This is a genomic window from Ktedonobacter robiniae, assembly GCF_016587375.1.
GTDB classification, from domain to species: Bacteria; Chloroflexota; Ktedonobacteria; order Ktedonobacterales; family Ktedonobacteraceae; genus Ktedonobacter; species Ktedonobacter robiniae.
Window position 1 is genome coordinate 853,508 of the sequence record NZ_BNJG01000002.1, and the last position, 24,519, is coordinate 878,026.

The following is a 24,519-nucleotide window of genomic DNA, read 5'->3' on the forward strand; positions in this document are numbered from 1 at the left end:
TCCACCCCACGACCGGATATATATGCTACAAGCATATGTATCTTCTTCCCCATACGGCCTGTCTTTGCTATGCTTTGCATAGAGACATAGAAATGAAAGAGGAGTTAACATATGAAGATTGCGGCCCTCTATGATATTCATGGAAATCTGCCTGCTCTAGAAGCGGTGCTCAATGAGCTTGAGGAGATAGAGCCCGACCTGGTGGTACTGGGCGGCGATATTGTTTCGGGTCCCTTCCCGCGTCAGACGCTGGAACGCCTGCAACAACTCGATCTGCACATGCGCGCCATTCGTGGTAATGGAGAACGCGAGGCCGTCCTGGCCTTCGACGGCCTTCCCCTGCCCTCACACATGTCAGAAGAGAGCCAGGCGGCAACCAGCTGGGTTGGGCGGCAACTGGAGCAGGTTCAGCGCGATTACCTGGCCAGCCTACCCGAGAGTCTAACCCTCCCTCTCGAAGAACAGGGCGAAATTTTCTTCTGCCATGCCACGCCCCACAACGATGAGGACCTCTTCACTCCCCTGACGCCCCAGAAGCGCCTCGACACGCTCTTCGCCAATACCGCCCATCCTATCGTCATTTGCGGCCATACCCACATACAATTTGAGCGCCAGACAGGCAACACACGCATCATCAACGCAGGTAGTGTGGGCATGCCCTACGCGGATAGCCCGGGCGCATACTGGCTGCTTCTCACCCCCGAAGGCCACGAGTTCCGCCGGACGGAGTATGACCTGGAGGCTGCCGCCCAACAAGTACGCGAGAGCGGCTATCCCCAGGCCCAGGACTTTGCCGACGAGAACATTCTCAAAATACCCACAGCCACCGAGGCCGCCGAATTCTTTGAGCAACTGGCCGCTAGCCGCTAGAGTTTCTGACCAACGCTGCTAAAGCACGCGTCTACATATAATGATATGGGCGTGCCATATCATTATATGTAGACGCGTGCTTTAGCAGCGTTGTGCCGCACGCAGCTTAGCGATCTTGCTCGATTGGGCGAATCAGAATCTCATTGACATTGACGCGCTCGGGCTGGGTCGCAGCGTAGACGATGGCATTGGCAATGTCTTCGCTCTCCAACGGGGTAATGCCTTGCAACCACTCGGCCTGCTTTTTCTTAGCCTCTTCATCGGTAATATGCTCGGTCAACTCGGTCGCGACCGCGCCAGGCTCGATGACGGAGACACGAATATGGTCTTTATAGACCTCCTGCCGTAGCGCCTCAGAGAGCGCCACAACACCCCACTTGGTGACATTATAGACGCCGCTCCCCGCACGCGCCGTGCGGCCCGCCACCGAGGAGATATTGATGATATGCCCGCTCTTCTGCTCCTTCATGATTGGTAGCACACTATGCGTTGTGTAGAGTAAGCCCATAATATTGACATCCACCATGCGCCGCCAATCCTCGGTATTCGCGCCATCGATCATGCCCAGCAGCATCAGGCCAGCGTTATTGACCAGGATATCGATGCGCCCCAGCTTCCCCTTCACATGGTTGACCACATTCTGCACCTGTTTCTCGTCGGCCACATCCGCCACCACGGGCACCGCCGTGCCATCCTGCTCATGAATGAGCTTAACCAGCTCCTGCAAGCGTTCAGCCCGACGCGCTACCACCGCTACCTGCGCCCCCTCAGCCGCCAGGGCCAGCGCCGTCGCCTCTCCAATTCCAGACGATGCGCCCGTAATCAACGCAACCTTACCCTCTAAGCGCTTTGCCATCTCTCTTGTCCCCTTCGCTAACACTAATTCAGGCAGAAAATATGGTTGCGCCGTAGCACGCAACCACGCATCCTTCAGCTATATCACGTATCATTCTTGGCGAAGGGAGACGCCCACCCTGGCTCCCTTCCACAAAGAAACAGATATGAAAGCATCATGGATTTTACATACGGCGGATATGGTCTGTTAATGATATACTGAAGATGCTTTTGTTGCACGACAACCTTAAACTTCAGATATAGATTAATACATGAAATACAAATTAAGCTTCTATTTGTGACAAGAAGCGCTAAAATAATGGAGATAACACAATGGGCCTCATAAGCGACGCCTTTATTGCGACTGAGACTGAGCTAGAAGAGACACAATTCATGAGTCAGGGCAATCCAGGCCAGTTCTTTCCAACCATGCAGGGCAAGAATATCGACCCTCTCATGCTGGCTCAGTTGGAACTCATCGTGATGAATCTGGAAAAGAATAGCCTACCAGCTATCTTGTCCAGCCTTGATGAACGCATGCTCGGCGAGGCCGAATCCACCGAGCAATGGATCTACCAGTTCCCCGATTCCCTGGTTGACAGATTAGCTACGCTACAAGACACTGAGATCAGCCACTATGGCGCGCAGTGGGGAGCGACCAAGGAATGGCAAAGCAAGAAAGGCCTGCCCCCTACCGAGGCGGCCACGCAATTTCTCCAACAGCTCTGCCAGCTCGCCGTCCGCGCTCACGCCGAGACAAAAAACATGTACATGTGGATCAGCCTCTGATATGCGCATTGACATTACATACACTCAACCACGTCCAGTCCACTCATTGATTTCATCACTGCTTATGGCACTGGACGTATTATGCCATCTCCAAATAAGTTCTTGTGTTATGATAGAGCTAATCAATATGCAAGAAAGCGAACTACAAAAAGACTTATGCTAACCTATGATACTCTGCTCTTCGATCTCGATGGCACGCTGACTGATCCCAAGCCAGGCATTACGAAGTCCGTGCAGTACGCCCTGGCACGCTTTGACATAGATGTTCCTGATCTTGAAGTGCTCGTTCCCTTTATTGGCCCGCCCCTTGCCGAGTCTTTCCACCATTACTATGGCCTCACGCCCGAGCAGGCCCAGCAGGCCATTGCTTACTATCGTGAGTATTTCGCTGATACCGGGCTGTATGAGAACGCGGTCTACCCCGGCATTCCTGCTCTGCTCGCCGATCTGCGTGCCAGCCATAAGCGCCTGCTGGTCGCGACCTCCAAGCCTACGGTTTTCGCCGAGCGCATTCTGGCCCATTTCGATCTAGCACATTATTTTGAGCTTATCGTAGGCAGCGAACTGGATGGCACACGCATTGCCAAGGCCGACGTCATTGCCTACGCCCTGGCCTCTCTTCCTGCTCCAGCTTACCAGAACGCGATCATGATCGGCGATCGTAAACACGACATCATCGGCGCCCAGCAGAATGGCCTCCCTTCCATCGCCGTCACCTATGGCTATGGCTCCTACGAGGAACTCCAGGACCAGCAACCTACACACCTGATAGACAGCGTAAGTAACCTTGCCATATTGCTTGGGCACGAAATGAAAGCGGAGAGCGCCTCCGTTTAGCCACCATTCCACATTTGATAAGAGATGCCAGCCAGGTTATAAATTTGGCTGGCACTATACTATTTCGCTCCCAATTCACCACACATCTATAGTATTTAAAATTTGCCCCTCTTTTCTGCTTGCGCCTCTGGACAGAAGGTGTTATAGTATTTAACATTCTCTTAATATTCCGTTAACATTCTCTTAATATTAATTGTTTGATTTTCACGCCCAAACTGCCGGTTGCCGGGTTATACACAAAGTCGGAATCTCTCGATTGAGAGCTACCAGCGAGAAAGGAAACCCACTAGCAGAAGAGGTAGAGGCATTTCCCGACAAGGATGAGAGGAGGCCCCTTTATGCAGTTGCCAACATCGCCCACCACGGTGGTGAGTTTTCTAATTGCAGGCGTCCTGCTGCTCCTCTATGGAGTACAGCAAATTTCTGATATCTTTCAGAAGACAATGAGCGCCCGTTTGCGTAGTGCCCTGGCGACGCTGTCACGTCGCCCCTGGATGGCGCTACTGCTCGGACTGATCACCACTGCGATTACACAGAGTTCTAGCGCCACATCCAGCCTGCTTGTTGGTCTCGTCAATACACAATTTATTACCCTGACGACGGCTTTTTTTATGTTGCTGGGAGCCAACATTGGCTCTACCCTGGTTGTCCAGTTGCTAGCCTTACATATTACGGATCATGCCCTGGAAATCCTGGGACTGGGCACCGCCATAGCATTCTTCACCCGCCGTTCCGGGCTACGCCCATTTGGGAAGGCATTTTTCGCCTTTGGCTTGATCACGGTTGGATTGGCGGCACTCGAAGCTGGGAGCCGTCCCGTCGCCGCCAGTCCTCTTACGGCAGATGTACTACAAGCTATGGTCAACGCTCCTATTGTTCTGGCTCTTATTGGCGCCATCCTCTCAATCGCTTTTACCTCGAGCGCAGCCTCTATTGGCCTGGTCATCGTCCTGGCAGGCAATGGAGCGCTACCGCCTATCGCAGCCCTGGCAATCATGCTGGGTACAAACGTTGGCAATACCTTCACAGCACTTTTATCTGCCCTGGGTGGCTCATCCCGCGTCGGGCGTCGCCTGGCCTACCTGCATACCGGAACCAAACTCATAGGCGTGACTGTGGCGTTCCTCCTACTTCAGCCGCTGGCTCAGTTACTCGCCCATCTTGGAAATGGTGGGACGCAGGTCGCAATCGCGCATATGGGGCTGAATATCGCCCTGGCACTGGTCTTCGCTCCCCTGGCAACACCACTGGTACGCCTGGTAACGGCCCTGGTACCCGATCAGGAGAGTCAGAGCGTAGATGGACCACGCCATCTTGATCCAGAAGCCCTGGCAACACCGGCCGTTGCCCTCGGCCAGGCTATGCGCGAGATTGTGCGCATGACTGACCTGGTCACAGTTATGCTTAAACGTGGTATTCTGGCTTTTGATGAAGAAAGTGATAACGTTCCCAGGCATATCGACCAGCTTGATGACCAGCTCGATGATCTAGAAGAAGCTGTGAAAAGCTACCTGACCCGGCTTGATGAAGAACAGATGACAGAGCAACAGTCGCGGCGTGAGCTAGCTCTACTATACATTGTAACAGATCTAGAGGCGATTGGCGATATTATTGATAAACAGATCGTCCGGCTCGCACAACGCAAGCAGCGCGAACAGGTCGTCTTCTCAGAGGAGGGCTGGCAGGATCTTATTACCTATTATCAGGAAGTGCAGCTCGCGGTACAGCAGGTGCTGGCAGCGCTGGCGTCGCAAGATCCAACCCTTGCCACGGAATGCCTCACCCGCAAAGCAATTCTCGCCCAAACCAAACGCACACTCCACCTGCGTCATGTACGCCGCCTGCAACAGAGGGTCGCGCCCAGCCTCTCTTCAAGCGCCATTCACCTCGACCTGCTCAACGCCATGAGCCGCGTTCTATCCCACGCCTTTAATATCGCGGCCATCGTTCAAGGCGAGATGTAGAGCATTCCAGACCCTCACTTTTATTTCGCACCACATAGCCGGAGAATGCTTATGCACTCGCCGGCTTTCCCATCTTGAATAGAGCACAGTATAGATATATGCCATAATACAGTGTGAGTTCGGTGAAGATAGAGCATTAGTGTGCTCCGACAAACCACTATTGCAGAATGCGATGGTGCATCTCTTCAGGGAGGGCGAGATGAAATTAACTCAGCATCCCGAGTATCAGCGGGTCTATATAGCCAATGGAGAAGCTTTTCGTCTCTGTGAACAGGCCATCATTCAGTGGCAAGCGCACAACAACACAATCTCAGTGCCAGCATATGGGCTTACCTGGACCTATGAGTCAGCACGGGAGTTTGTGCGCGACCTCTCCACTCTATTTCAAGAGTATAACCATATCCTCTGGAACGGCTTCAACTATTGTTGTCAGTGCGGTGGGCAATGCTGTGTCGCGGATGCCTCGAACATCCAGCCTTTTGATCTACTCGCGATAACGCTCCTCGACCAGTCTGCACCCGGGCTTGCAGAAAATATCAGTGCCAGCGAGCGCCAGTGCATCTATCTCGTCAACCGGCGATGTTCCTGGCCCGCTGAGTGGCGAACTATCAAATGCTGGTCCTTTTACTGCCTGGGTACTGGTCCCTGGCGGCCTGACACCTCGATCAGTGAACTACGCGGCGAGATTACGCGTGAACTCCAACAACTCGTCCGCACGCGCCTCCCTTTGCCTCTTCAGCGTTACGAAACCATTCAGGGATTTGCGCTGGCAGACTCCCTGGACGATCCTGTTGCCTTCTCTGAGGCCATCCACAACGCCCTCTTTGAGATTTTTGTTGATCCTCTCAACGAAGTATATCCCATCATTGATCTCCAATTGGGAAATAACAGTAGTAACACTCCTCCTGAACCGAGAGGCACACTCACAACAAGCCTGTTACTAGATGACCAGGTTGCCACCTTCATCGCACAGGCGGTCGAGGAGGCCAGCGAGACACCTCCGGTGGTGCCAACAGAGCTTGCCATCTCAGTTGAGCAACTCTTGCAAGACCTGGAGGCCCTGCAATGGATCATCGAAGGCCATCCCTCCCATGAATCCAAACTGCTCCATGAGCTATACCTCCACTACGCCAACGCACCAGCTCCCGCGCCTGGCGATCCTCCCAGCATCTGGTATCGCATGTGTGACTATTTAAGCAAGATGTAATTAAGCACGGCAAACAATTGAGCATCTTCAATGCGCAGGATAGCGTTACCATCCCTTGTCCTCAGCAGCACAGGCAGAGCGAAGGACAGTAGCGCGTAGCCCCCACCAGGAGCCGCGTACGCCAGTGGTGGGCTGAGAAAAAAGGGCCTCTTGCGACGCCCTCGGCTGTGTGATAAACGGAATTGGGTCTACTTTGCCCACTCTACCAGGCGAGTGAGCTTGTTAGTACCATTCTGGGTCTCCAGGCAGAGGAGGTGCTGGAACCTCACCTGGCGAAATCAACGTGCTTACCGTATTGCTCCGGGTATCCAGCAGCACCAGGGCATGGCTCTTGCCCTGCAAAAGCGCGCACGATGGCGTAGCGCTCATAGAGCGATCAGCTCAGGTATCGTACGAGAAACGGGAGGTCGAAGCTAGTACATTTTTGAGCATAAGAGGATAAATTGGTCTACTGACAACCAATATTGCCCAAAAATAATTCCTGAATGGCATATACACGGAGGCAAGGTATCAGCGTGCAAACTCATGCCGAAACGTTTGGCGCTCGCTTATCGTGCAGCCTGCGTGAGTAACTCTCACCTGGCTGCAACTCAACGATAGAAAGCCATGAACAACAACACGGAAAGGATAGAACGCGATGCAAGAGCCGCAAAGCACCTCCACACACAACGATGTATACAATGTAGTTAGTGTACTGTACCACTCATTACGGGAAGCACAGACCTGTGAGTGCTACAAGCAAGACGCCCAGAGCCAGGGGCAGCAAGAGATTGCTCAATTCTTTAATGATGAGCAGCAGGCTGCCAACAAACACGCCGAACAGGCCAAAAATTTGCTCAGCCAGATAAGAGGTGATCGCTAGCTCGAATTTAGAGTAAGAGATGACGGCGTGGGTGGCGGGTACATACCCACCACCCACGCCGTCATCATTTCTCATCAAGTCCGTGAAAACCTGCTTATTCAGCCACCTCCAGAGCTAATAGGCTGTGAGCAATGCTAAAATGCCATGCCAGGGTGCCATCCGCCTTATAGGCATAGACCTTGGTTCCCAATGGAGACTTGGAATCGAAGGAATTGCAGTCGGCGACGTAAATCAAGCCATTAGCCGCAACTGGATTGAGCATGATACCCAGGGTAATGGGCTTCTGCCACTTTTGGCTGCCGGTGCTGGCGTCCAGAGCGGTCGTTGTATGACCATTGCCATCTGGACCTCCATAAGTCGGCACATAGACGACACCATCGGCGACAACAGGCGCGCTCTGTACCGCACCATCTACAGGTGTTGACCAGTTTGGCTGTCCATTCTTGATATCGTAAGAATAGACCGTACCCCGGAATACATTTAATTTGTCTGGACTATGTCGCAGGATACCCAGGTACACAGCCTTCTCATCCAGGGCAATATCATAGACCTGACCGGGGATATCGTTCGTCTGCCATAGCTGCTTGCCGCTCAGGGCATCAAACGCCTCAATATTCGAATGGCTCGGTCCAGCTTCATTAGTGTAATCGAAGGAGGTATACACTACGCCATTCACGATATGTAACCGCGTCACGTAAAATTGCTCATGTGATACTGGCTGGCTCCAGAGGACGGTACCATCGGCTGGCTTAATGGCATACAGACCGTGATTGGTACCAAGGTACAACTTACTTGCATTCCACGTCATAGAGTTGATATCCATCTGGAGGGAGTAACTACGCTTCTCAATGCCTGTGCTCACGTTAAAAATGTGTATTTCAGACGTAGGAGAATCTTTAGCGGAATACGTGATGGTACTAACATAGACCTGGCCATCGCCTAAGGCAATATCCCTTAAACCTTGATCTACATTCTTATGCCAGAAGACTGAACCATCCTGGGCATTGAGCGCTATTATCCCCTGTTGCGCCTCCGTACTTTGACTCGCAGAACTAACAATCAGGGCGAAGAGGGTATTGCCACTCAAGATAATTCGATTAACACCTGCACCGAGCATACTCGGTGGTGTTCCCTTCAAGGTCTTATTAAGTGTTATGCTATAGCCCCAGATCACATTTCCCGTCTGGGGATCGATCTTGGTTACGCCACCGTCGCCGCCAACATATACTCCAGACGGCGTTTTCACCTGAAGATTGGGAGCATTGGTAACAACTTGTGTATGCCTTGAAGTGGCAGGACCATTATGACTATTATGTTGCCCGCGCGTAGCGTTCAGCAAAGCAACCAGGCTTCCCACGAGGAGGGCCGTAAAGAGCACTGCCGCAATCAGGCCAAAGCGGCGCGTAAACGTCGAAGGTGATTTGGCTTTATCTCGTTGAGTATGCTGTCCTTGCATATATCGAAACCTTTCAAATTCTAATGATTTGTTGTTGTGAGAAATTCTCTTTGTCCAGGGATTTTTCCCAAAGCCTGTGTCTGTACCCAGGTCCAGGCGCTCCCATACACGCTCCAGTGAGCGCAGATCGCTCCAGTAGAGGCCTTGTAGATCGTGTACAGTGCGCGTCTCTTCATTGGGATGGCTCCCAGTTTGCAGTAACGCATCGATCTGCTCATCTACAATCCCTGGGTTAAAGTACTCTTTATCGTCCATCGTGTGCCTCCTCGCCATCCATGTTGTAGATTCCCCGCAAACTGTTGAGCGCGCGCGAGAGCATGACACGCACCGCCGCCTCGCTCTTATTGACCAATGCTGCGATTTCAGGGCTACGCAGGCCGTGGGCGAAGCGTAAGCGCACCACTTCCTGCTGCACCTCTGAAAGCGAGAGCAAACGCTCGCGCACCTGGGCATGCGCCTCATTGCGTAAAGCGACAAGTTCTGGCGCATCCATCTCGTCCTCCAGCAGATCCTCTACCACATCCTCCAAATTCGTATGAGTGCGATGTTTGGCGCGCCGGTGATGATCCATCACCTTATTGTGCGCCACACTCCAGAGCCAGCCTTTTCGCTTATATTCATTCAGCTTACCAAGCAATTTGCTCTCTAGCGCGACTGTAAATACCTCTAATAAGATATCTTCCGCATCCTCCTGAGAAGGTACTTGCCGACGTATATACATCATTATGGCCGGCGCATAACATGTATATAATTCGGCCACCAGGGCTTTATGGTCCGGGTTTGTTTGCTGCTTAAACAATTGCATCCATGTCCTCAGCAATTTTTCTAGTTTTGAGATCTCGTTTGTTCCGTCGCATGAGCTATATAAAGTGTTACGCCAAAAATAAAAAGAGGCCACATGCACTGTTACTACCGTTATGGCATGTGACCTCTCTCAGAGAAGGAAGTGTTTTCAGGCTACCGCGCCTCCAGATACCACTTCAAGCGTTGAAGAATGCGTTCGTTCTCCTTACGAATGCCGCGTACAAGAACCGGCTGTAAAAGGGCTACCAGGCCCTTCGTACGCAACTTCAGTTCCCTGACAACCTGCGTACCACCCTCCTTTGATTGAAGCGTATAACGCACATGAATATCTAGCATACCCTTACGCGCCGCCTGGTGGAAAGCGATATGTGAATGTGGCTCAAGAGCTGTGACCTCGCCCTGCATCTCCGAAGAGGGACCCTTATCCACATAGGCTGTGCCTACCTGTACCGGGCCATCAGTCGTAACAGCAGTCTCCCTAAACAGGTTCGACGATGGCAGCCAGGACTTATAGCCGCGCAGGTCGGCAAGCACCTTGTACACTGTCTCCGGCGGGCGTTGAATGAATATGGTGAAGCGCAATTTAGCCATAATTATTTTTGTTACTCCTTCATCCGTTTCCCTTACATTATCATGCCAGAGAGAATGTCTTGTAAAGTTTGCTAGTCTGCTTGCTACGTAGTCTTTCGCGCCTTTGGCGCTCATAGGTTTAAAAGTATATATGTAGAGACGTACTACTGGCTGGCGAACGCCAGCCAGTAGTACGTCTCTACATACTTCTTATGTCAGGCGATATTATTGTTGATCAATTGCTTACCAGCAAAAAACGAAAAGGACAAGAGAGCGCTGCTTTGTGGTCAGTGCAAGCACCCTCTTGTCCATAAGAAGCAGTTAGCTTTTATCCTGCTGCCATTGCCGACTGATAGGCAGGATGTGCCAATCGGTCTCGAAGATGCGCTCATGCAGCTCCATCTCGACGATGGCAGCCAGGATAGTGCGTTGGCGCTCAGCGTCCTCAGCGTTGAGAATCTGTAAGGGCCAGTTGCCGCCGCTAGAGCCAGAGAGATGTGGGTGCAGAAAGCCGCGCCCATAGTGCGCCTTGATGATTATAGGTCGCAGTGGAGCGCGAGGGCCACGCATGACCTGGGCCGTCCGCTGTTTCGGCCAGGTCAGCTCAAAGCGTGTCTCCAGGCCACCCTGACCATCATTCTTTGGTCCAATAACACGCACCTGGCCTGTACCATCTAGAAATAGGCAGTTGGCCTCTTCCAGGACCGACTGTACCACTGGAGTTAATAGCTCGACGGCCTTACGATAGATCTCTTCTTTCTCCGCACGACTTACCTGGCCTTCATAGGTTCCGGTACTGAGGTCGCGCAGATGGCGCAGCAGGTCCTCTCGCCGTACGACCTCACTCATACTAACACCTCCTGAGTGCAAACTTATCTGCGCGCAACTCCCTGATCCTGTTCGCGTGGCAACTGGAACCAGACCTCGTTGCACACGTTGAGTTCCTCTTCATCCAGTGCCAGCTCAACACCTTTAAGGCTATCGGTGAGTTGCTCAGGCCTGCTTGCCCCCAGAATGGCGCTGGTAATTCCAGGCTGCTGAAGCACCCAGGCCAGGGCAACATGGGTAAGACTCTTATTACGTGGCGTGAAGAAATCATGGAGTTGTTCGACAGCCTCGAACATAGCCTCCTTCCAATAGCGACGCTGATAGAGCTGACCACTACCTCTAAGACTGAAGCGTGTCCCTTGCTGCACCTCTGGGGTTTGCCGGTAACGACCCGTCAGGACACCAGCGGCGAGGGGATTGTAAACGATGACTCCCAGGCCATGCGCGCGACAGAGAGGCAGAATTTCGTCTTCAATCATGCGAAACAGCATGTTATAACGCGGCTGATCGCTCACAAAGCTGGACAAACCATGCATTTTGCTGGTCCAGAGCGCATCTGCTAATTGCCAGGCAGGGAAATTTGAACAGCCGATATAGCGTACCTTACCCTCACGTACAAGCTGATCCAGGGCGCTCAGCGTCTCCTCTATGGGCGTCTGGGGATCGGGCCAATGCACCTGGTAGAGATCGAGATAGTCAGTTTGCAGACGGCGCAGGCTGGCCTCGCAGGCTGCCAGGATATGCTTACGACTCAGGCCCGACTGATTTGGTCCCTCGCCCATCGGACCGCCGCACTTCGTCGCCAACACAATACGCTCACGCGCCTTACGTACCCGCAGCCAGTTTCCCACAATCTCCTCGGTGCGTCCCTGCAAGCCAGCCTCGGTATCAGGATAAATATTAGCTGTATCAAAGAAGTTGACGCCCGCCCTCTCCGCAATATCCATCATCTGAAAGGCCACCTCCTGGTTCGCCTGGTGGCCAAAGGTCATCGTCCCTAGCGCGACCTCGCTCACCTGCAAACCAGTATTACCCAGCCGTTTGAGCTTCATACATGCCCTCCTGCACAAAGTTGAAATAGATGGTGCTCCTTACACGTTACCACACGGACCATTACACAGGAATACAGTTGGCGGGCTAGAAGCAAAAACAAAGAGCATGAGAGAACGCCATATTGGCCAAAAGCGCTCTCCCACGCTCTTAAAATGCATTTACTCAGCGATTGCAATCTCTTCCTGTGGTGAGGATGGTTTCTCATCAAGACGGATATGGCGCAGGTTGATCAGGGCGTAGAGGCCGCCCAGGATGATAAGGATGGCTGAGACGCTGAAGATGGTATCAATAGTGCCAAAGGTGACACCAAATGCAGTTGCATGAAAACCCAGGAGCAGGTTACTGGCCAGAAAACCCGCCAGAACTGTTGAGAGCAGCGAGGCCAGGGTCAGAGAAGGGGTAAGCACGGCAACGACGCGGCCCAGCAATTCTCGCGGCGCGGCATGCAATAAGAGAGGGAACATGGCGGCATTCAAAGCGGCAATCGGAATGCCAACAAAGCTGATCACAATGAACGCGGGTACGAAGCTATTCATGCGCGAGTACAACAGCATCAGCAAACCAGCCGAGACCAGGCAACCCCAATAGGTACGCACAACACCCAGGCGCTGAGTGAAGAAGGCAGAGAGCAGCGCGCCTAGAATTGAACCCACGCCAAGACCCATGCCAATAACGCCATACAGGTTGGGATCGGTATGGAGATTTTGCGTGACAAAGAAGACATCGAGGGCATTCAGGGCCCCAGTACCAAGGGTAACAATGATGATGCTGATCAGCAAGGTCACAAGCACACGACTATGGGCAAAGAAGCGTAAACCCGTTGCCAGCTCGCTCCAAAAGTTGGGTACCTGCTTGCTCGCACTCTCGCTATTCTCTACACGCGAAGGGAGACGTACAGCCAGGATCGCGATAAAAGAGGCCACAAACGAGAGCGCGTTGATAAGGAGAGCCCACTGGACGCCGACGACGAAGAGCAACGGCGCAGCCAGCGGTGGACCAATAATGACCGCGAGATTGCGTGAAACCTGGCCCAGGCCGCCAGCCCTGGCCTGGTCAGCTTCATCGACAATATCACCGAGGAGAGTTGTACGCGCCGGCTCAAAGAACTGCGCGCAAGTACTGGCCAGGGCCACAGTCGCATAGATAAGGCCCAATTGCACAAATGGCGAGAAGTGAAGAGGCAACGGGAGCGCGGTAAGAAATAGCAGGGCGATCAGGAGTGTACGAATGCCATCCATAAGCAGCATCGTGCGGCGCTTATCCCAGCGGTCGACAAATACTCCGGCGAGTGGTCCCACAAGCAGCACAGGCAGCGCAGCAGAGAGCATTACACCACTAACCGCCAGGGGAGACCAGCTCTGACCAGCCGCGATTTTCGTCGCCACCCAGAGCACAAGCGTGGTATCGAAGACCATGTCACCGAGGTTGGAGATGGCCTGCCCACTCCAGAGAAAGGCATAATTGCGGCTAATCAGAAGATTTCTTTTCCGTGGGTTGGTTGTACTGGTAGTTGCGTCCATGAACTCTACAGAACCATCCTTTACAAAGTTTTGTGTAAGAGATTATCAAAAATAAAAGTTTGCTCTAAGAAGCGTTGGCAGGGTCTTACTATTTCCAAGTTATGCGCAAAACACAATCAGCCTGCTTACTTAGGTCGGCTCATGCAAAAAGGGTATAGCTGACCTTCAATGTAAAAACAATCCAGTGTACTGAGGACTTGTAGAGATGGCTTCTAGAGGCACCCTATGCGCTTTTTCCATTTTAACGTCCACTGGTGAATAAGAGAGAGTTCATTCTGTGTGAGCTTTGTTGCCAGGTCTCTCTCCATCACAACACTAGCCCAGGCGTAGAAGAGGTTCATGTCTCCTAAGGCTCCTCTTTTTTGTTCATAGCCCCTACGCCAGCCAGCTTCAAAGATCCTCAGCACGAGCAATTCTAAAATAGATCGTCTTCCGAGACTAGCATAACGAAGGATAGAGACTGTGCGGGCCGCATCAGCGCGAGGGTCGCCAGAGAGAGCATTCCTCCAATCAAGCACTGCAGTTATCTTGTTTCCGTCAGTCAGTACGTTGAGAGGGTGATAGTCCAGGTGAAGCAGCGTAAGAGCTTGCTGCTTCTCTCGATGCAGGCGCTCTTGCAGCAGCCTCTCGTCTGGGCCAGACCAGTTGATCCACGCCTCGGGTTGTTGGCAGAGCACTTCAGGTGCAGCAAGGGTATGAATAGTGGCCTGCATCTGGCCAAATAGCAGCCCCAGAGACCAGGCTCGCCAGGGATGTGCGCGCAGTTCCTCAGCAACAGGCCTTCCTGGGAGCCAGGATAAAAGAAGTGCGGGAAAATCGTGCCATTTCCCCATTGCATGAACCTGCGGCACAGGCAAACCTGCTGCCAGTGCGGCCTGCATTATCACTTGCTCGCGCTGGCAGTCGTCACCCTCCCCTTTCTGGAAGACACGCAAGGCATAGACCGTTCCAGCTTTTTCAACGCGCCAAATAGCAGTATCAGTTCCTCCATGCACAGGGGCTACGACAGTAATATCAAACAAACCAAGCGTTTCAAGAATAGCATGTGGATCAAGGTGTTCATGTGACATACCCCGTTATTGCTCCTCAAATATCTTTGTTGGACATCTTTATCTCAACGGTTATTTTACCTCTTGCCTGTTGCATGTGAAAAGGGCATTTAAGAAGAGGCCTGTTTTTTGCCCTTCATGAGCGCAAGCGAGGAAAGAGGAGCAGGGCATTCTCGCGCTCGACCAGGTGGATCTCCTGGCGGTCGAAGCCATCGTAGTTGCGCAGTTCTTTGATATCGCGGGCGATGGCGTCCACTGGCACGAAGGGATAGTCACTGCCATAGAGAATGTGAGAGGGGTCGGCCAGGGCCTGGAGCGAGGGGAGCGAGTAGGGCGAGATTGACATGGCGACATCATAATAGAAACGCTTGAGCAGGGCTAGCAGATGCTCGGGAGTACGATCACTGAGCTTGGCAAGCATTGCACCAGTCATCAGGCGCTTGGCCAGAAATGGGACTGTACCTCCTGCGTGGGAGAGAATCAGGCGCAGCATGGGATAGCGTTCCATGGTACCGCTGTATAACAGGTTCGCAACCGCGCGCGTGGTATCGAAGGGGAATTCGTAGAGTGGCGCAGGAAGCCCGAAGTGCGGCTGATCCTTGGATGGAGGAGTGGAGGGATGGATAAAGACGGGGATCCGTCTGCGGTTCAGCTCGGCGAAGAGTGGGTCAAAGACTGGAGAGCCAAGATAAGTTCCGCGATAGTTGGTGAGCAGGCCAATACCGTCTAACTTGAGCGTATCGAGCGCGTACTCTATCTCTTTGAGCGCGGCATCAGTATCGGGCAGGGGGAGAATGGCAAAGGCACCCAGGCGTGTGTGATGGCTCTGCACTAGCTCAGCCAGGAATGTATTGACGCGGTGCGCCATGGCCTGAGCTTTGACCTTCTCCCCAAAGTAGATGCCTGGCTCCGAGATCGAGACAATAGCAGCCGCAATGCCCTGTTGGTCCAGCATGGTGATCATGTCGTCGATATTCCAGCTGGGGAAGGATACACCCGGCACCGCTTCAGTAATGCCCTCCTGGCGCAGAACCTCGACATAAAAGGGCGGAATAACATGATGATGCACATCTATACGATAGGGTATAAGCTCTGTGCTGCTCATAAGGCGCCACTCCTCAAGGCCCTTCTCGCGCTATGGGCCACGCTGAAAATGCTTATGCTGCCAATAACAAATTAATTAGCCATTACAAATAAACTGCACGCTTGAGTTGGTCTCTCTGACAGCATACTCTTCTCAGCCAAGAAAGAGAATGACCGCAAGTATAGCATCGAATGCTGCAAATTTCTACAGTTGAGCGTATCACATGTTATGGTAAAAGGGCATATTTTGATAAGGGATGCCAGAATTGTGCGCTGGAGTGAGAAGCGCATCTTGACATAGACTCCACGATGTGTGAGATTGAGGAGGCGTAGAGTGAAAGAGAAGCTCCTGATTATCCTATAGGTGTCCTTGAAAGGAAGTGTTTATGCAATTTACCGTGATTGCTTATGATGGAACAGGTGAAGAGGCCTTGCAAAGGCGCTTGGCAGCACGCGAAGCTCATATTGCCTTGGGAGATTCTATGGTCTCCTCAGGCCAGCAATTATTTGGAGTAGCGCTGCTCAACGAGCATGAGAAAATGATCGGCTCGGTCATCGTCTGCGATTTTTCTACTCGGGAAGAGCTTGATGCCTGGTTAGCGAAAGAGCCCTATGTCACAGGCAAGGTGTGGGAGCGCATTGAAGTGCTTCCCTGCCACGTTGGACCCTCATTTCAGAAGAAAGAGCCGTGAGGAATATGAATATGTTGCTAGAATGATAACGAAAAAGGGTTCGCAACATCATTCTTTCGTTGCGAACCCTTTTTCGTTCTGATGTAACCTGCCAAAGAAGTATTCCCTCAATTTTGCTGAGCCACGCTGGCCTGCTCACGCTCCCCGTGCCGCGATGTCCTCTCACTCGTGCTCAGATCCGATCTCAGACCGCTCTCACTCACACCACAAGGACTCACCACATACGCGAAGAAACAGAATGGGAAACAAGCCGTACGATCATTAGTACTGCTCCGCTCCACCTGTTACCAGGCGTCCACGCGCAGCCTATCCACCAGGTCTTCTTCCTGGGATCTTGACTCTTCTTGAGAGTGGGAAAAGTTATCTTCGGGTCGGCTTCGCGCTTAGATGCTTTCAGCGCTTATCCCTTCTTGACGTAGCTACCCAGCTCTGGAGGAGGCCCCCCAACTGGCGCACTAGCGGTCAAGCCATCTCGGTCCTCTCGTACTGAAGATGACTCCCCTCACTTTTCCGACGCCCACGACGGATAGAGACCGAACTGTCTCGCGACGTTCTGAACCCAGCTCGCGTGCCGCTTTCATGGGCGAACAGCCCAACCCTTGGGACCTACTCCAGCCCCAGGATGCGACGAGCCGACATCGAGGTGCCAAACCTTGCCGTCGATGTGAACTCTTGGGCAAGATAAGCCTGTTATCCCCGGGGTAGCTTTTATCCGTTGAGCCACACTCCTTCCACACGGGAATGTGGGATCACTAAGCCCGACTTTCGTCCCTGCTCGGCCTGTACGCCTTACAGTCAAGCTCCCTTGTGCCTTTACACTCTACAGAGGGTGATGTCCATCCACCCTGAGGGAACCTTTGGGCGCCTCCGTTACTCTTTGGGAGGCGACCGCCCCAGTCAAACTACCCATCTGGCCCTGTTCACGTCCCGGATCACGGTGACGTGTGAGACACAAACCATGGTGAGAGTGGTATTTCACTGCTGCCTCCCTCACCCCCACAAGGATGAGTTCTCCGGCTCCCACCTATGCTACGCACACCATACTTCGTTTCCAGGCCAAACTGTAGTAAAGCTCCACGGGGTCTTTTTGTCCTGTCGTGGGTAACCCGTATCTTCACGGGTACTTCAATTTCGCCGAGTCCTCTGTCGAGACAGCGCTCAAGTCGTTACTCCTTTCGTGCGGGTCGGAACTTACCCGACAAGGAATTTCGCTACCTTAGGACCGTTATAGTTACGGCCGCCGTTCACCGGGGCTTAGATTCGTGGCTACGCACACCACTCCTCGTAACCTTCCGGCACTGGGCAGGAGTCAGCCCCTATACTTCCGCTTTCGCGTTCGCAGAGACCTGTGTTTTTGGTAAACAGTCGCTTGAGCCGATTTCTTGCAACCTTCTCACCATGTGTGCAAGCACACACAGCTACGCAGGCACCCCTTCTTCCAAAGGTACGGGGTTAATTTGCCGAGTTCCTTAACAGAGGGTCGCTCGATCACCTGGGGAGATTTCCCCCTGCCTACCAGTGTCGGTTTGCGGTACGGGCGGAACAATTTCTGGCGAGAGGCTTTTCTTGACGGCCTGGGGACCAATGACTTCCGCACCCTCGCGGGCGCTCGGCCTCAGTGTCACGCATAATGTGTCCGGGATTTTCCTCGGTCACGCGCTTCAACAGAGGCACCGATCCTGTCCATTCGATCGGCTCACCTTCCCTACCGCGTCCCCCCATTGCTCATAACGAAATGTTCCGGTGCAGGATTCTCTGACCTGCTTTCCATCGCCTACGGCATGACGCCCTCGGCTTAGGGCCCGACTCACCCTGGGACGATTGACGTTGCCCAGGAACCCTCAGGCATTCGGTGTGTCTGGTTCTCGCAGACATTGCGCTACTCATTCCGGCATTCTCACTTCTCTTACCTCCACCAGTCCTTGCGGTCTGGCTTCTCAGGCGTCGAGAACGCTCCCCTACCAATATAGGTAGTCCTATATTCCACGGCTTCGGTACGATGCTTTAGCCTCGATACGTTGTCGGTGCCATTGCACTCGACCAGTGAGCTATTACGCACTCTTTAAATGGTGGCTGCTTCTAAGCCAACATCCTGGCTGTTTGGGCGCATTGACCCCCTTTGACACTGAGCATCGATTTGGAGACCTTAGCCGATGGTCTGGGCTGTTTCCCTTTTGACGACGAAGCTTAGCCCCCGCCGTCTCACTCGCGATAAACACGTAGTGGCATTCGGAGTTTGAGTAGGGTTGGTAACCCGCACAGGGCCCCTAGCCTATCCAGTGCTCTACCTCCACCACGCTCTTGGTCGCGGCTGTACCTCAATACATTTCGGGGAGAACCAGCTATCTCCGTGTTCGATTAGCATTTCACCCCTACCCACAAGTCATCCCCCAGTTTTGCAACACTGGTGGGTTCGAGCCTCGACGGACTGTTACATCCGCTTCACTCTGCTCATGGGTAGCTCACACGGTTTCGGGTCGCATCGCCGCTACATACCCGCCTGTTTGAGACTCGGTTGCCCTCTGGCTCCCCAGCTTTAGCGCTGGTTAACCTGCAACGTGCGATGCACTCGCCGGATCATTCTACAAAAGGCACGCCATCAGCCCTTGGTGCCTCGTGGCACAGTGGCCTCTGACTGCTTGTGAGTACGTGGTTTCAGGGACTCTTTCATCCCCCTCTCGGGGTACTTTTCACCTTTCCCTCACGGTACTTGTTCGCTATCGGTCGCTGAAGTTCTTTAGCCTTGGAGGGTGGTCCCCCCAGCTTCCCACAAGATTGCACGTGTCTCGTGGTACTCAGGATGCCAACCACGCTCATGTCCTCGTCCTCTACGGGACTCTCACCCCCTCTGGTGGCACCTTCCAATGCCTTCGAGTAAGCACATGATCGCTACTGTTGGTCCTACAACCCCGCCTATTCACGAAGAATAGATGGTTTGGGCTCGTCCCGGTTCGCTCGCCACTACTACGGGAATCTCGGTTGATTTCTCTTCCGCAGGCTACTGAGATGTTTCAGTTCACCCACGATCCTCCATATCGCCTATGTGTTCAGCGATAGGTCTCCAGACATGACTCTGGAGGGGTTGCCCCATTCGGACTCTCAGGGCTCATCGCTTGGATGCAGCTCCCCCTGAATGTTTCGCCGGTCTCCGCGTCCTTCATCGGTCTTCAGCGCCAAGGCATCCACCTCGTACTCTGTTTCGCTTGTTCTGCCTTGTCTGCTTCTTCTTGTGTTAACCCTTGTTGTATGGGATCTCGGTCTTCGTTCTTCACTGTCACGAGCTTCGAATGACTCACGTCACGGTTGAGCATTTGCATGCCAACGTGCTCGCTCAGCAAAATTGAAGGATACTTCTTTGGTTGTTCAGGTACAATGCGGGCTTCGGATCTGGATTGAACCAGCGGCCGAACCGCTCAAGAGTGGAAGCAGGGTACATCCGGACAGGTCGTTCCTGTTCGACCTGAGAGTGCACTACCGAAATCGATAGTGATGACTCCCTAGAAAGGAGGTGATCCAGCCGCACCTTCCGGTACAGCTACCTTGTTACGACTTCACCCCAATCACCGACCCCACCCTCGACGCCTGCCTCTCACAAGGAGTTAGCCTGGCGGCTTCAGGTGTTGCCGACTTTCGTGGTGTGACGGGCGGTGTGTACAAGACCCGGGAACGTATTCACCGTAGTGTGCTGACCTACGGTTACTAGCAACTCCACCTTCATGCAGGCGAGTTTCAGCCTGCAATCTGAACTGAGACCAGGTTTTTGAGCTTGGCTCCCCCTCGCGGGTTGGCATCCCTTTGTTACTGGCCATTGTAGCGTGTGTGTCGCCCAAGTCGTAAGGGCCGTGCTGACTTGACGTCATCCCCGCCTTCCTCCCGTGAGGGCAGTTCCGCCTAGAAGTTGTAATAGGCAGTAGGGGTTGCGCTCGTTGCGGGACTTAACCCAACATCTCACGACACGAGCTGACGACAGCCATGCAGCACCTGTGCAAATGTCCCGAAGGAACAGCGCATTACCGCTGGTGCATCTGCATGTCAAGACTTGGTAAGGTTCTTCGCGTTGCATCGAATTAAACCACACGCTCCGCTGCTTGTGCGGGTCCCCGTCAATTCCTTTGAGTTTTAATCTTGCGACCGTACTCCCCAGGCGGACCACTTATTGCGTTTGCGACGGCACGGAAGGGGTCGATACCTCCCACACCTAGTGGTCATCGTTTACGGCTAGGACTACCAGGGTATCTAATCCTGTTCGCTCCCCTAGCTTTCGCACCTGAGCGTCAGATGCTTCCCAGGACACTGCCTTCGCCATTGGTGTTCCTCCGGATCTCTACGCATTTCACCACTCCACCCGGAATTCCGTGTCCCTCTGAAGCCCTCAAGTCTCGCCGTTTCCAAAGACCTTTCCCAGTTGAGCCGGGAACTGTCACTCCAGACGTACGAAACCGCCTGCGTGCGCTTTACGCCCAGTAACTCCGGACAACGCTCGCCCCCTACGTATTACCGCGGCTGCTGGCACGTAGTTAGCCGGGGCTTGTTCCTTGGGTACCGTCCTTACTCGTCCCCAAGAAAAGCAGTTTACACTCCGAAAAGCGTCCTCCTGCACGCGGCGTTGCTCGTTCAGGGTTGCCCCCATTGACGAAAATTCCTCACTGCTGCCCCCCGTAGGAGTCTGGGCCGTTCTCAATCCCAGTGTGGCTGACCATCCTCTCAGACCAGCTACCGATCGTGGCCTTGGTGAGCTCTTACCTCACCAACAAGCTAATCGGCCACAGGCCCATCCCAAGGCGCCCTTGCGAGCTTTGTTCCCGAAGAAACATATGCGGTATTGTCGGCGATTTCTCGCCGGTATTCCTCACCTCGGGGCAGGTACCCATGTGTTACTCACCCGTCCGCCACTCCCTCTCTTGCGAGAGGGCGTTCGACTTGCATGTGTTAGGCACGCCGCCAGCGTTTATCCTGAGCCAGGATCAAACTCGCCATTCAAGTGATGAATGTATCTTCCACATCACTGCTACACAGCGACGTAGTAAGCATTGTAAGTTTGCGTCCAGGCTAGAAGCACGTTGTCGTTACTTCATTGCTTTGTTCGCAGAATTGACAGGAACGGTGTTCTCCGCGATTGAGACATGCCCAATCAGCGAAGTTCCGTTGTACTTCTGCATTCCACTCTTCAGTTGTTCAGGGTGCTCTGGTTCGTTCTTCTTTTTGTTGTTGATGAACCGCAACCCGGCAGGCCTCGTGGGCTTGCCTCATTCGTTGTCTCGCTCCGGCGCTCGCGGTGTTCGTGTTCGCCGTTGACTTCGTCATTATCGCATACACTTTGCGCTTTGTCAAGTACTTTTCTGACGTCTTTTTGCGACTGCTGAAAACTCGTTTTCAGGCGCGCAAAATCTGGTCAGGGACCCTCTTTGCATCCTATCAGAGACAGCATAAAGTCACGTCCACTCTTCTTGGAGAGAACGTGTCATGCAGCGGGGGAAGTACCCGTGGCGAGCCACCTTAGCGTGGCACCTGGGCATCTGTTCACCTGCGCTTCAAAAGCGAGGTAGAGACGCCGGGTAAATCGGACAGGAGCACCGATCAAGCCGGTGATTGTCGCTGTTTACCGTGTGTTGGAGCGAAGTGCATTATCCCACAGCCTCCCGGCGCTGTCAAGCTGTGCAAATAGACCCACCCATATGGGTGACGCCCCAGCCCAGTAGCCGCTACTTGCGTATGCGGCTACTGGGCTGGGGCGTAAGTCCATGCTTGCATGGACCCTACATGGGGTTTGTGCGCGTGCCATCATCAATGCATGCCACTCTTTTCAAAAAGAGATAGCTTGTTCCTCTTTCACGGTGACAAACCAATCATTGAGCAGTGAATTATGGTGGGCAATAATTTGAGGTACTGTAAGTTCACCTCTTTGCCAGGTACTATGGCCGTCTTTGACCAGCGTGACATCATAATCCCGGTTACAAGCCTCCCGGCAGATTGTGTCAACACATAGTTCTGTTTGGATGCCAGCGATAACGAGCTTTTGGATCTGGTGGCTGGCTAGATACTCATCAAGTGAGGTTTGATAAAAAGAGGAGGACATATGCTTCTGGATAATGGCGTCTTGTGGTTCCGGTGCAAGAGCAGGATGGATCTGCCAGCCTGCGCTCCCCACTTCCATAGGATGTCCCTGGCGCTGACTGCCATGCTGGATGTAGATAATGGGTATCTGGGCTGAGCGCGCCTTTTCGCGGAGGCGAGCAATTGTTGCCAGCAATTGTTCACCTTGATACACGGGGTTCTCAGGCGAGAACATGTTGACCTGGACATCAACAATGATAAGTGCAGTTTCTGTATTTTCCATAAAGCATCCTTCCATGGATATTTAAAGCATACATATCATAATTTCGAAAATACGGCAATGTTTGATGAAGTACATATGCTGATAGCATTGTAACCTTGCAAACATATGCTATCAGCATGCATTTGCTCTTTTCACTCAGAAAGAATCTCATGTATCATTTTGTTCAGTGCATTCTGGAGAAGGAAAAAGAAAAACATGAGAATTCTTATTTTTGGCGGAACTGGTTTTCTGGGTCGTCATCTTGTTCAGGCAGCGTTAGAGCGCCAGCATACAGTAACACTCTTTAATCGTGGACTCTCGCATCCCGAACTGTTTCCGCAAGTGGAGCAGATCCATGGCGACCGCGACCGCGATCTCCAGTTGCTTCATGGGCGCATCTGGGATGCAGTGATTGATTCCAACGGACAAATTCCGCGCCAGGTACACGAAAGTGCTAGCTTGTTAGCAGAGAACGCTGACCACTATACCTTTATCTCTACTACTTCGGTCTACGCAGACTTTACCGTTGCGCCAATCAATGAGCTCTCACCACTCTCAGAACTCGAAGATACCGCCATTGAGATCCAAACACGGGAGACTTACGGAGCACGTAAAGCACTCTGTGAGCACTACGCAGAGCAGGCGCTACCCAACCGCGTGCTGGTTATTCGCCCAGGCCTCATCGTGGGGCCACATGACCCCACTGATCGCTTTACCTACTGGCCTCATCGTATCGCTCAAGGTGGCCAGGTTTTAGCACCCGGTAATCCAGAGCAGCCAGTTCAGTTTATCGATGTGCGTGACCTGGCGGCGTGGTGCATTGCTATGGCCGAAGCGCGCCAAACTGGTATTTATAATGCGAAGGGACCTGGTAATCCATTAACGATACGTCAACTCCTGGAATGTTGCCGCCAGGTGAGTGGCAGCGACGCACAGTTTGAGTGGGTAGATGAACAGTTTCTCCTGGAGCAAGAGGTCACGCCCTATCTTCAATTACCCCTCTGGGTACCCAGTGAGATGGTCGGCTTTGCACGGGTTGATTGTAGTAAGGCAATTGCTGCGGGCCTGCGCTTTCGTCCACTTACCGAGACAATTCAGGATACTCTTGATTGGGACGCTACACGCCCAGCAAACAACGAATTGCATGCTGGCCTCGCGCCTGAACGTGAGCAACAGCTTTTACGCGCCTGGCACTTGCTATCGAAGAAACAGTAAAAAAATAGTACCTTGGCTTTTAGAAAGTTCTTGAGATTCTTGGAGAAGAATTCTCACACACTGTACGCTTTCATTGAGAGGTTGCCAGTGAGTTAAGAAGCGGCTGTGGTATCAGGTTCGTATTTGACGGTAGCCTCACCGGTCAGAACTTTTACTCCGTCCTGATTGATGCATTCGGTTTGGAGGAAGACCAGGCCTTTGTCAGCCCGGACTTTGGTAACCTCGACGCTCACGGTTATGGTATCGCCGATGTAGACGGGGGCGGAGAACTTCAGGGTTTGTCCCAGGTAGATGCTGCCTGGTCCCGGCAGTTCGGTGCCGATAAGCGCGGAGATCATGGAGCCGGTAAGGAAGCCGTGCGCGATGCGGCGACCAAAGCGCGACTGGGCGGCGTAGGCCTCATCTAAGTGAACGGGATTCGTGTCGCCGCTCACCTCTGCGAAGCGCACAATGTCCTGGTCAGTAATGGTGCGGGTGCGGGTAACCCTGGCTCCGACGGGTGGCAGGTTGGGCTCAAGCTCTGCGTTCATGTGCAGGTCTCCTTATGAAAATAAGCTAGTACGGTTTGGT

Annotated in this window: 19 protein-coding genes and 2 rRNA genes; 7 read left to right on the forward strand and 14 right to left on the reverse strand. The window is 53.0% G+C overall.

The window, feature by feature from the left end; genetic code table 11:
• Positions 1-111 precede the first annotated feature (111 nt).
• Positions 112-870, forward strand: coding sequence for a metallophosphoesterase family protein (locus JMJ04_RS24320; protein ID WP_201373013.1), 759 nt, complete (start codon positions 112-114; stop codon positions 868-870).
• A 106-nt stretch (positions 871-976) separates the two neighbouring features.
• On the opposite strand, the gene JMJ04_RS24325 is transcribed toward JMJ04_RS24320, so the two are convergent.
• On the reverse strand, positions 977-1,726 hold the full coding sequence (locus JMJ04_RS24325; RefSeq protein WP_201373014.1) for an SDR family NAD(P)-dependent oxidoreductase: 750 nt from the start codon (positions 1,724-1,726) through the stop codon (positions 977-979).
• A 311-nt stretch (positions 1,727-2,037) separates the two neighbouring features.
• Here JMJ04_RS24325 and JMJ04_RS24330 point away from each other — a divergent pair, with 311 nt between their 5' ends.
• The 4 genes from JMJ04_RS24330 to JMJ04_RS24345 all read left to right on the forward strand — a co-directional run bounded on the left by JMJ04_RS24330 (position 2,038) and on the right by JMJ04_RS24345 (position 6,501).
• The gene (locus tag JMJ04_RS24330) at positions 2,038-2,493 is read left to right on the forward strand and encodes a hypothetical protein (protein ID WP_201373015.1); all 456 of its coding nucleotides are present in this window, start codon (positions 2,038-2,040) and stop codon (positions 2,491-2,493) included.
• A gap of 156 nt (positions 2,494-2,649) precedes the next feature.
• A complete protein-coding gene (locus JMJ04_RS24335) occupies positions 2,650-3,330 on the forward strand; it encodes an HAD family hydrolase (RefSeq protein WP_201373016.1) in 681 nt (226 codons plus the stop codon).
• Between the two features lie 338 nt (positions 3,331-3,668).
• Positions 3,669-5,294, forward strand: coding sequence for a Na/Pi cotransporter family protein (locus tag JMJ04_RS24340; RefSeq protein WP_201373017.1), 1,626 nt, complete (start codon positions 3,669-3,671; stop codon positions 5,292-5,294).
• Between the two features lie 199 nt (positions 5,295-5,493).
• Positions 5,494-6,501, forward strand: coding sequence for a hypothetical protein (locus tag JMJ04_RS24345; protein WP_201373018.1), 1,008 nt, complete (start codon positions 5,494-5,496; stop codon positions 6,499-6,501).
• A 706-nt stretch (positions 6,502-7,207) separates the two neighbouring features.
• Here the strand turns inward: JMJ04_RS24345 and JMJ04_RS24350 are convergent.
• The 9 genes from JMJ04_RS24350 to JMJ04_RS24390 all read right to left on the reverse strand — a co-directional run bounded on the left by JMJ04_RS24350 (position 7,208) and on the right by JMJ04_RS24390 (position 15,748).
• Positions 7,208-7,441 carry a hypothetical protein gene (locus tag JMJ04_RS24350; RefSeq protein ID WP_201373019.1) on the reverse strand — a complete coding sequence of 78 codons (234 nt, stop codon included), beginning with the start codon at positions 7,439-7,441 and terminating at the stop codon, positions 7,208-7,210.
• Between the two features lie 16 nt (positions 7,442-7,457).
• Complete coding sequence (locus JMJ04_RS24355; RefSeq protein ID WP_201373020.1) at positions 7,458-9,074, reverse strand: outer membrane protein assembly factor BamB; 1,617 nt, start codon at positions 9,072-9,074, stop codon at positions 7,458-7,460.
• Positions 9,064-9,624, reverse strand: a complete 561-nt coding sequence (locus tag JMJ04_RS24360) for an RNA polymerase sigma factor (protein ID WP_201373021.1) — start codon at positions 9,622-9,624, stop codon at positions 9,064-9,066. The genes JMJ04_RS24355 and JMJ04_RS24360 overlap by 11 nt, the downstream gene beginning before the upstream one ends.
• A 152-nt stretch (positions 9,625-9,776) precedes the next feature.
• On the reverse strand, positions 9,777-10,214 hold the full coding sequence (locus JMJ04_RS24365; RefSeq protein WP_201373022.1) for an SRPBCC family protein: 438 nt from the start codon (positions 10,212-10,214) through the stop codon (positions 9,777-9,779).
• A 300-nt stretch (positions 10,215-10,514) separates the two neighbouring features.
• Entirely contained in the window at positions 10,515-11,042 is a 528-nt protein-coding gene (locus JMJ04_RS24370; protein WP_201373023.1) for a hypothetical protein, read from the reverse strand.
• A 23-nt stretch (positions 11,043-11,065) separates the two neighbouring features.
• On the reverse strand, positions 11,066-12,073 hold the full coding sequence (locus tag JMJ04_RS24375) for an aldo/keto reductase (RefSeq protein WP_201373024.1): 1,008 nt from the start codon (positions 12,071-12,073) through the stop codon (positions 11,066-11,068).
• 159 nt (positions 12,074-12,232) lie between these two features.
• A complete protein-coding gene (locus JMJ04_RS24380; RefSeq protein ID WP_201373025.1) occupies positions 12,233-13,594 on the reverse strand; it encodes an MFS transporter in 1,362 nt (453 codons plus the stop codon).
• Between the two features lie 212 nt (positions 13,595-13,806).
• Positions 13,807-14,664 (reverse strand): phosphotransferase family protein, encoded by an 858-nt coding sequence (locus JMJ04_RS24385; RefSeq protein ID WP_201373026.1) that lies wholly within the window; start codon positions 14,662-14,664, stop codon positions 13,807-13,809.
• 115 nt (positions 14,665-14,779) lie between these two features.
• Positions 14,780-15,748 carry an amidohydrolase family protein gene (locus JMJ04_RS24390; RefSeq protein ID WP_201373027.1) on the reverse strand — a complete coding sequence of 323 codons (969 nt, stop codon included), beginning with the start codon at positions 15,746-15,748 and terminating at the stop codon, positions 14,780-14,782.
• Positions 15,749-16,112: 364 nt separating this feature from the next.
• Here JMJ04_RS24390 and JMJ04_RS24395 point away from each other — a divergent pair, with 364 nt between their 5' ends.
• The gene (locus JMJ04_RS24395; RefSeq protein WP_201373028.1) at positions 16,113-16,418 is read left to right on the forward strand and encodes a YciI family protein; all 306 of its coding nucleotides are present in this window, start codon (positions 16,113-16,115) and stop codon (positions 16,416-16,418) included.
• Between the two features lie 241 nt (positions 16,419-16,659).
• Here JMJ04_RS24395 and JMJ04_RS24400 read toward each other — a convergent pair.
• The 3 genes from JMJ04_RS24400 to JMJ04_RS24410 form a co-directional block, all read right to left on the reverse strand.
• Positions 16,660-19,627: ribosomal RNA gene (locus tag JMJ04_RS24400) — 23S ribosomal RNA — on the reverse strand.
• Between the two features lie 292 nt (positions 19,628-19,919).
• Positions 19,920-21,398, reverse strand: a 16S ribosomal RNA gene (locus JMJ04_RS24405).
• Together the 16S and 23S rRNA genes form the textbook arrangement of a ribosomal RNA operon.
• An 823-nt stretch (positions 21,399-22,221) precedes the next feature.
• Complete coding sequence (locus JMJ04_RS24410) at positions 22,222-22,755, reverse strand: cysteine hydrolase family protein (protein WP_201373029.1); 534 nt, start codon at positions 22,753-22,755, stop codon at positions 22,222-22,224.
• Between the two features lie 195 nt (positions 22,756-22,950).
• Here JMJ04_RS24410 and JMJ04_RS24415 point away from each other — a divergent pair, with 195 nt between their 5' ends.
• Entirely contained in the window at positions 22,951-23,949 is a 999-nt protein-coding gene (locus tag JMJ04_RS24415) for an NAD-dependent epimerase/dehydratase family protein (RefSeq protein ID WP_201373030.1), read from the forward strand.
• Positions 23,950-24,041: 92 nt separating this feature from the next.
• Here the strand turns inward: JMJ04_RS24415 and JMJ04_RS24420 are convergent, their stop codons facing one another.
• Positions 24,042-24,479 (reverse strand): MaoC family dehydratase, encoded by a 438-nt coding sequence (locus JMJ04_RS24420; RefSeq protein WP_201373031.1) that lies wholly within the window; start codon positions 24,477-24,479, stop codon positions 24,042-24,044.
• Positions 24,480-24,519: the final 40 nt, after the last annotated feature.

Excerpts from the sequence above, each read along its gene's own strand:
- JMJ04_RS24380 (WP_201373025.1), bottom strand. The coding sequence starts at position 13,594 with ATGGACGCAACTACCAGTACAACCAACCCACGGAAAAGAAATCTTCTG.
- JMJ04_RS24390 (WP_201373027.1), bottom strand. The coding sequence starts at position 15,748 with ATGAGCAGCACAGAGCTTATACCCTATCGTATAGATGTGCATCATCAT.
- JMJ04_RS24410 (WP_201373029.1), bottom strand. The coding sequence starts at position 22,755 with ATGGAAAATACAGAAACTGCACTTATCATTGTTGATGTCCAGGTCAAC.
- JMJ04_RS24415 (WP_201373030.1), top strand. The coding sequence starts at position 22,951 with ATGAGAATTCTTATTTTTGGCGGAACTGGTTTTCTGGGTCGTCATCTT.
- JMJ04_RS24395 (WP_201373028.1), top strand. The coding sequence starts at position 16,113 with ATGCAATTTACCGTGATTGCTTATGATGGAACAGGTGAAGAGGCCTTG.
- JMJ04_RS24365 (WP_201373022.1), bottom strand. The coding sequence starts at position 10,214 with ATGGCTAAATTGCGCTTCACCATATTCATTCAACGCCCGCCGGAGACA.
- JMJ04_RS24325 (WP_201373014.1), bottom strand. The coding sequence starts at position 1,726 with ATGGCAAAGCGCTTAGAGGGTAAGGTTGCGTTGATTACGGGCGCATCG.
- JMJ04_RS24370 (WP_201373023.1), bottom strand. The coding sequence starts at position 11,042 with ATGAGTGAGGTCGTACGGCGAGAGGACCTGCTGCGCCATCTGCGCGAC.
- JMJ04_RS24360 (WP_201373021.1), bottom strand. The coding sequence starts at position 9,624 with ATGCAATTGTTTAAGCAGCAAACAAACCCGGACCATAAAGCCCTGGTG.
- JMJ04_RS24385 (WP_201373026.1), bottom strand. The coding sequence starts at position 14,664 with ATGTCACATGAACACCTTGATCCACATGCTATTCTTGAAACGCTTGGT.
- JMJ04_RS24375 (WP_201373024.1), bottom strand. The coding sequence starts at position 12,073 with ATGAAGCTCAAACGGCTGGGTAATACTGGTTTGCAGGTGAGCGAGGTC.
- JMJ04_RS24320 (WP_201373013.1), top strand. The coding sequence starts at position 112 with ATGAAGATTGCGGCCCTCTATGATATTCATGGAAATCTGCCTGCTCTA.
- JMJ04_RS24335 (WP_201373016.1), top strand. The coding sequence starts at position 2,650 with ATGCTAACCTATGATACTCTGCTCTTCGATCTCGATGGCACGCTGACT.
- JMJ04_RS24330 (WP_201373015.1), top strand. The coding sequence starts at position 2,038 with ATGGGCCTCATAAGCGACGCCTTTATTGCGACTGAGACTGAGCTAGAA.
- JMJ04_RS24355 (WP_201373020.1), bottom strand. The coding sequence starts at position 9,074 with ATGGACGATAAAGAGTACTTTAACCCAGGGATTGTAGATGAGCAGATC.
- JMJ04_RS24340 (WP_201373017.1), top strand. The coding sequence starts at position 3,669 with ATGCAGTTGCCAACATCGCCCACCACGGTGGTGAGTTTTCTAATTGCA.
- JMJ04_RS24345 (WP_201373018.1), top strand. The coding sequence starts at position 5,494 with ATGAAATTAACTCAGCATCCCGAGTATCAGCGGGTCTATATAGCCAAT.
- JMJ04_RS24420 (WP_201373031.1), bottom strand. The coding sequence starts at position 24,479 with ATGAACGCAGAGCTTGAGCCCAACCTGCCACCCGTCGGAGCCAGGGTT.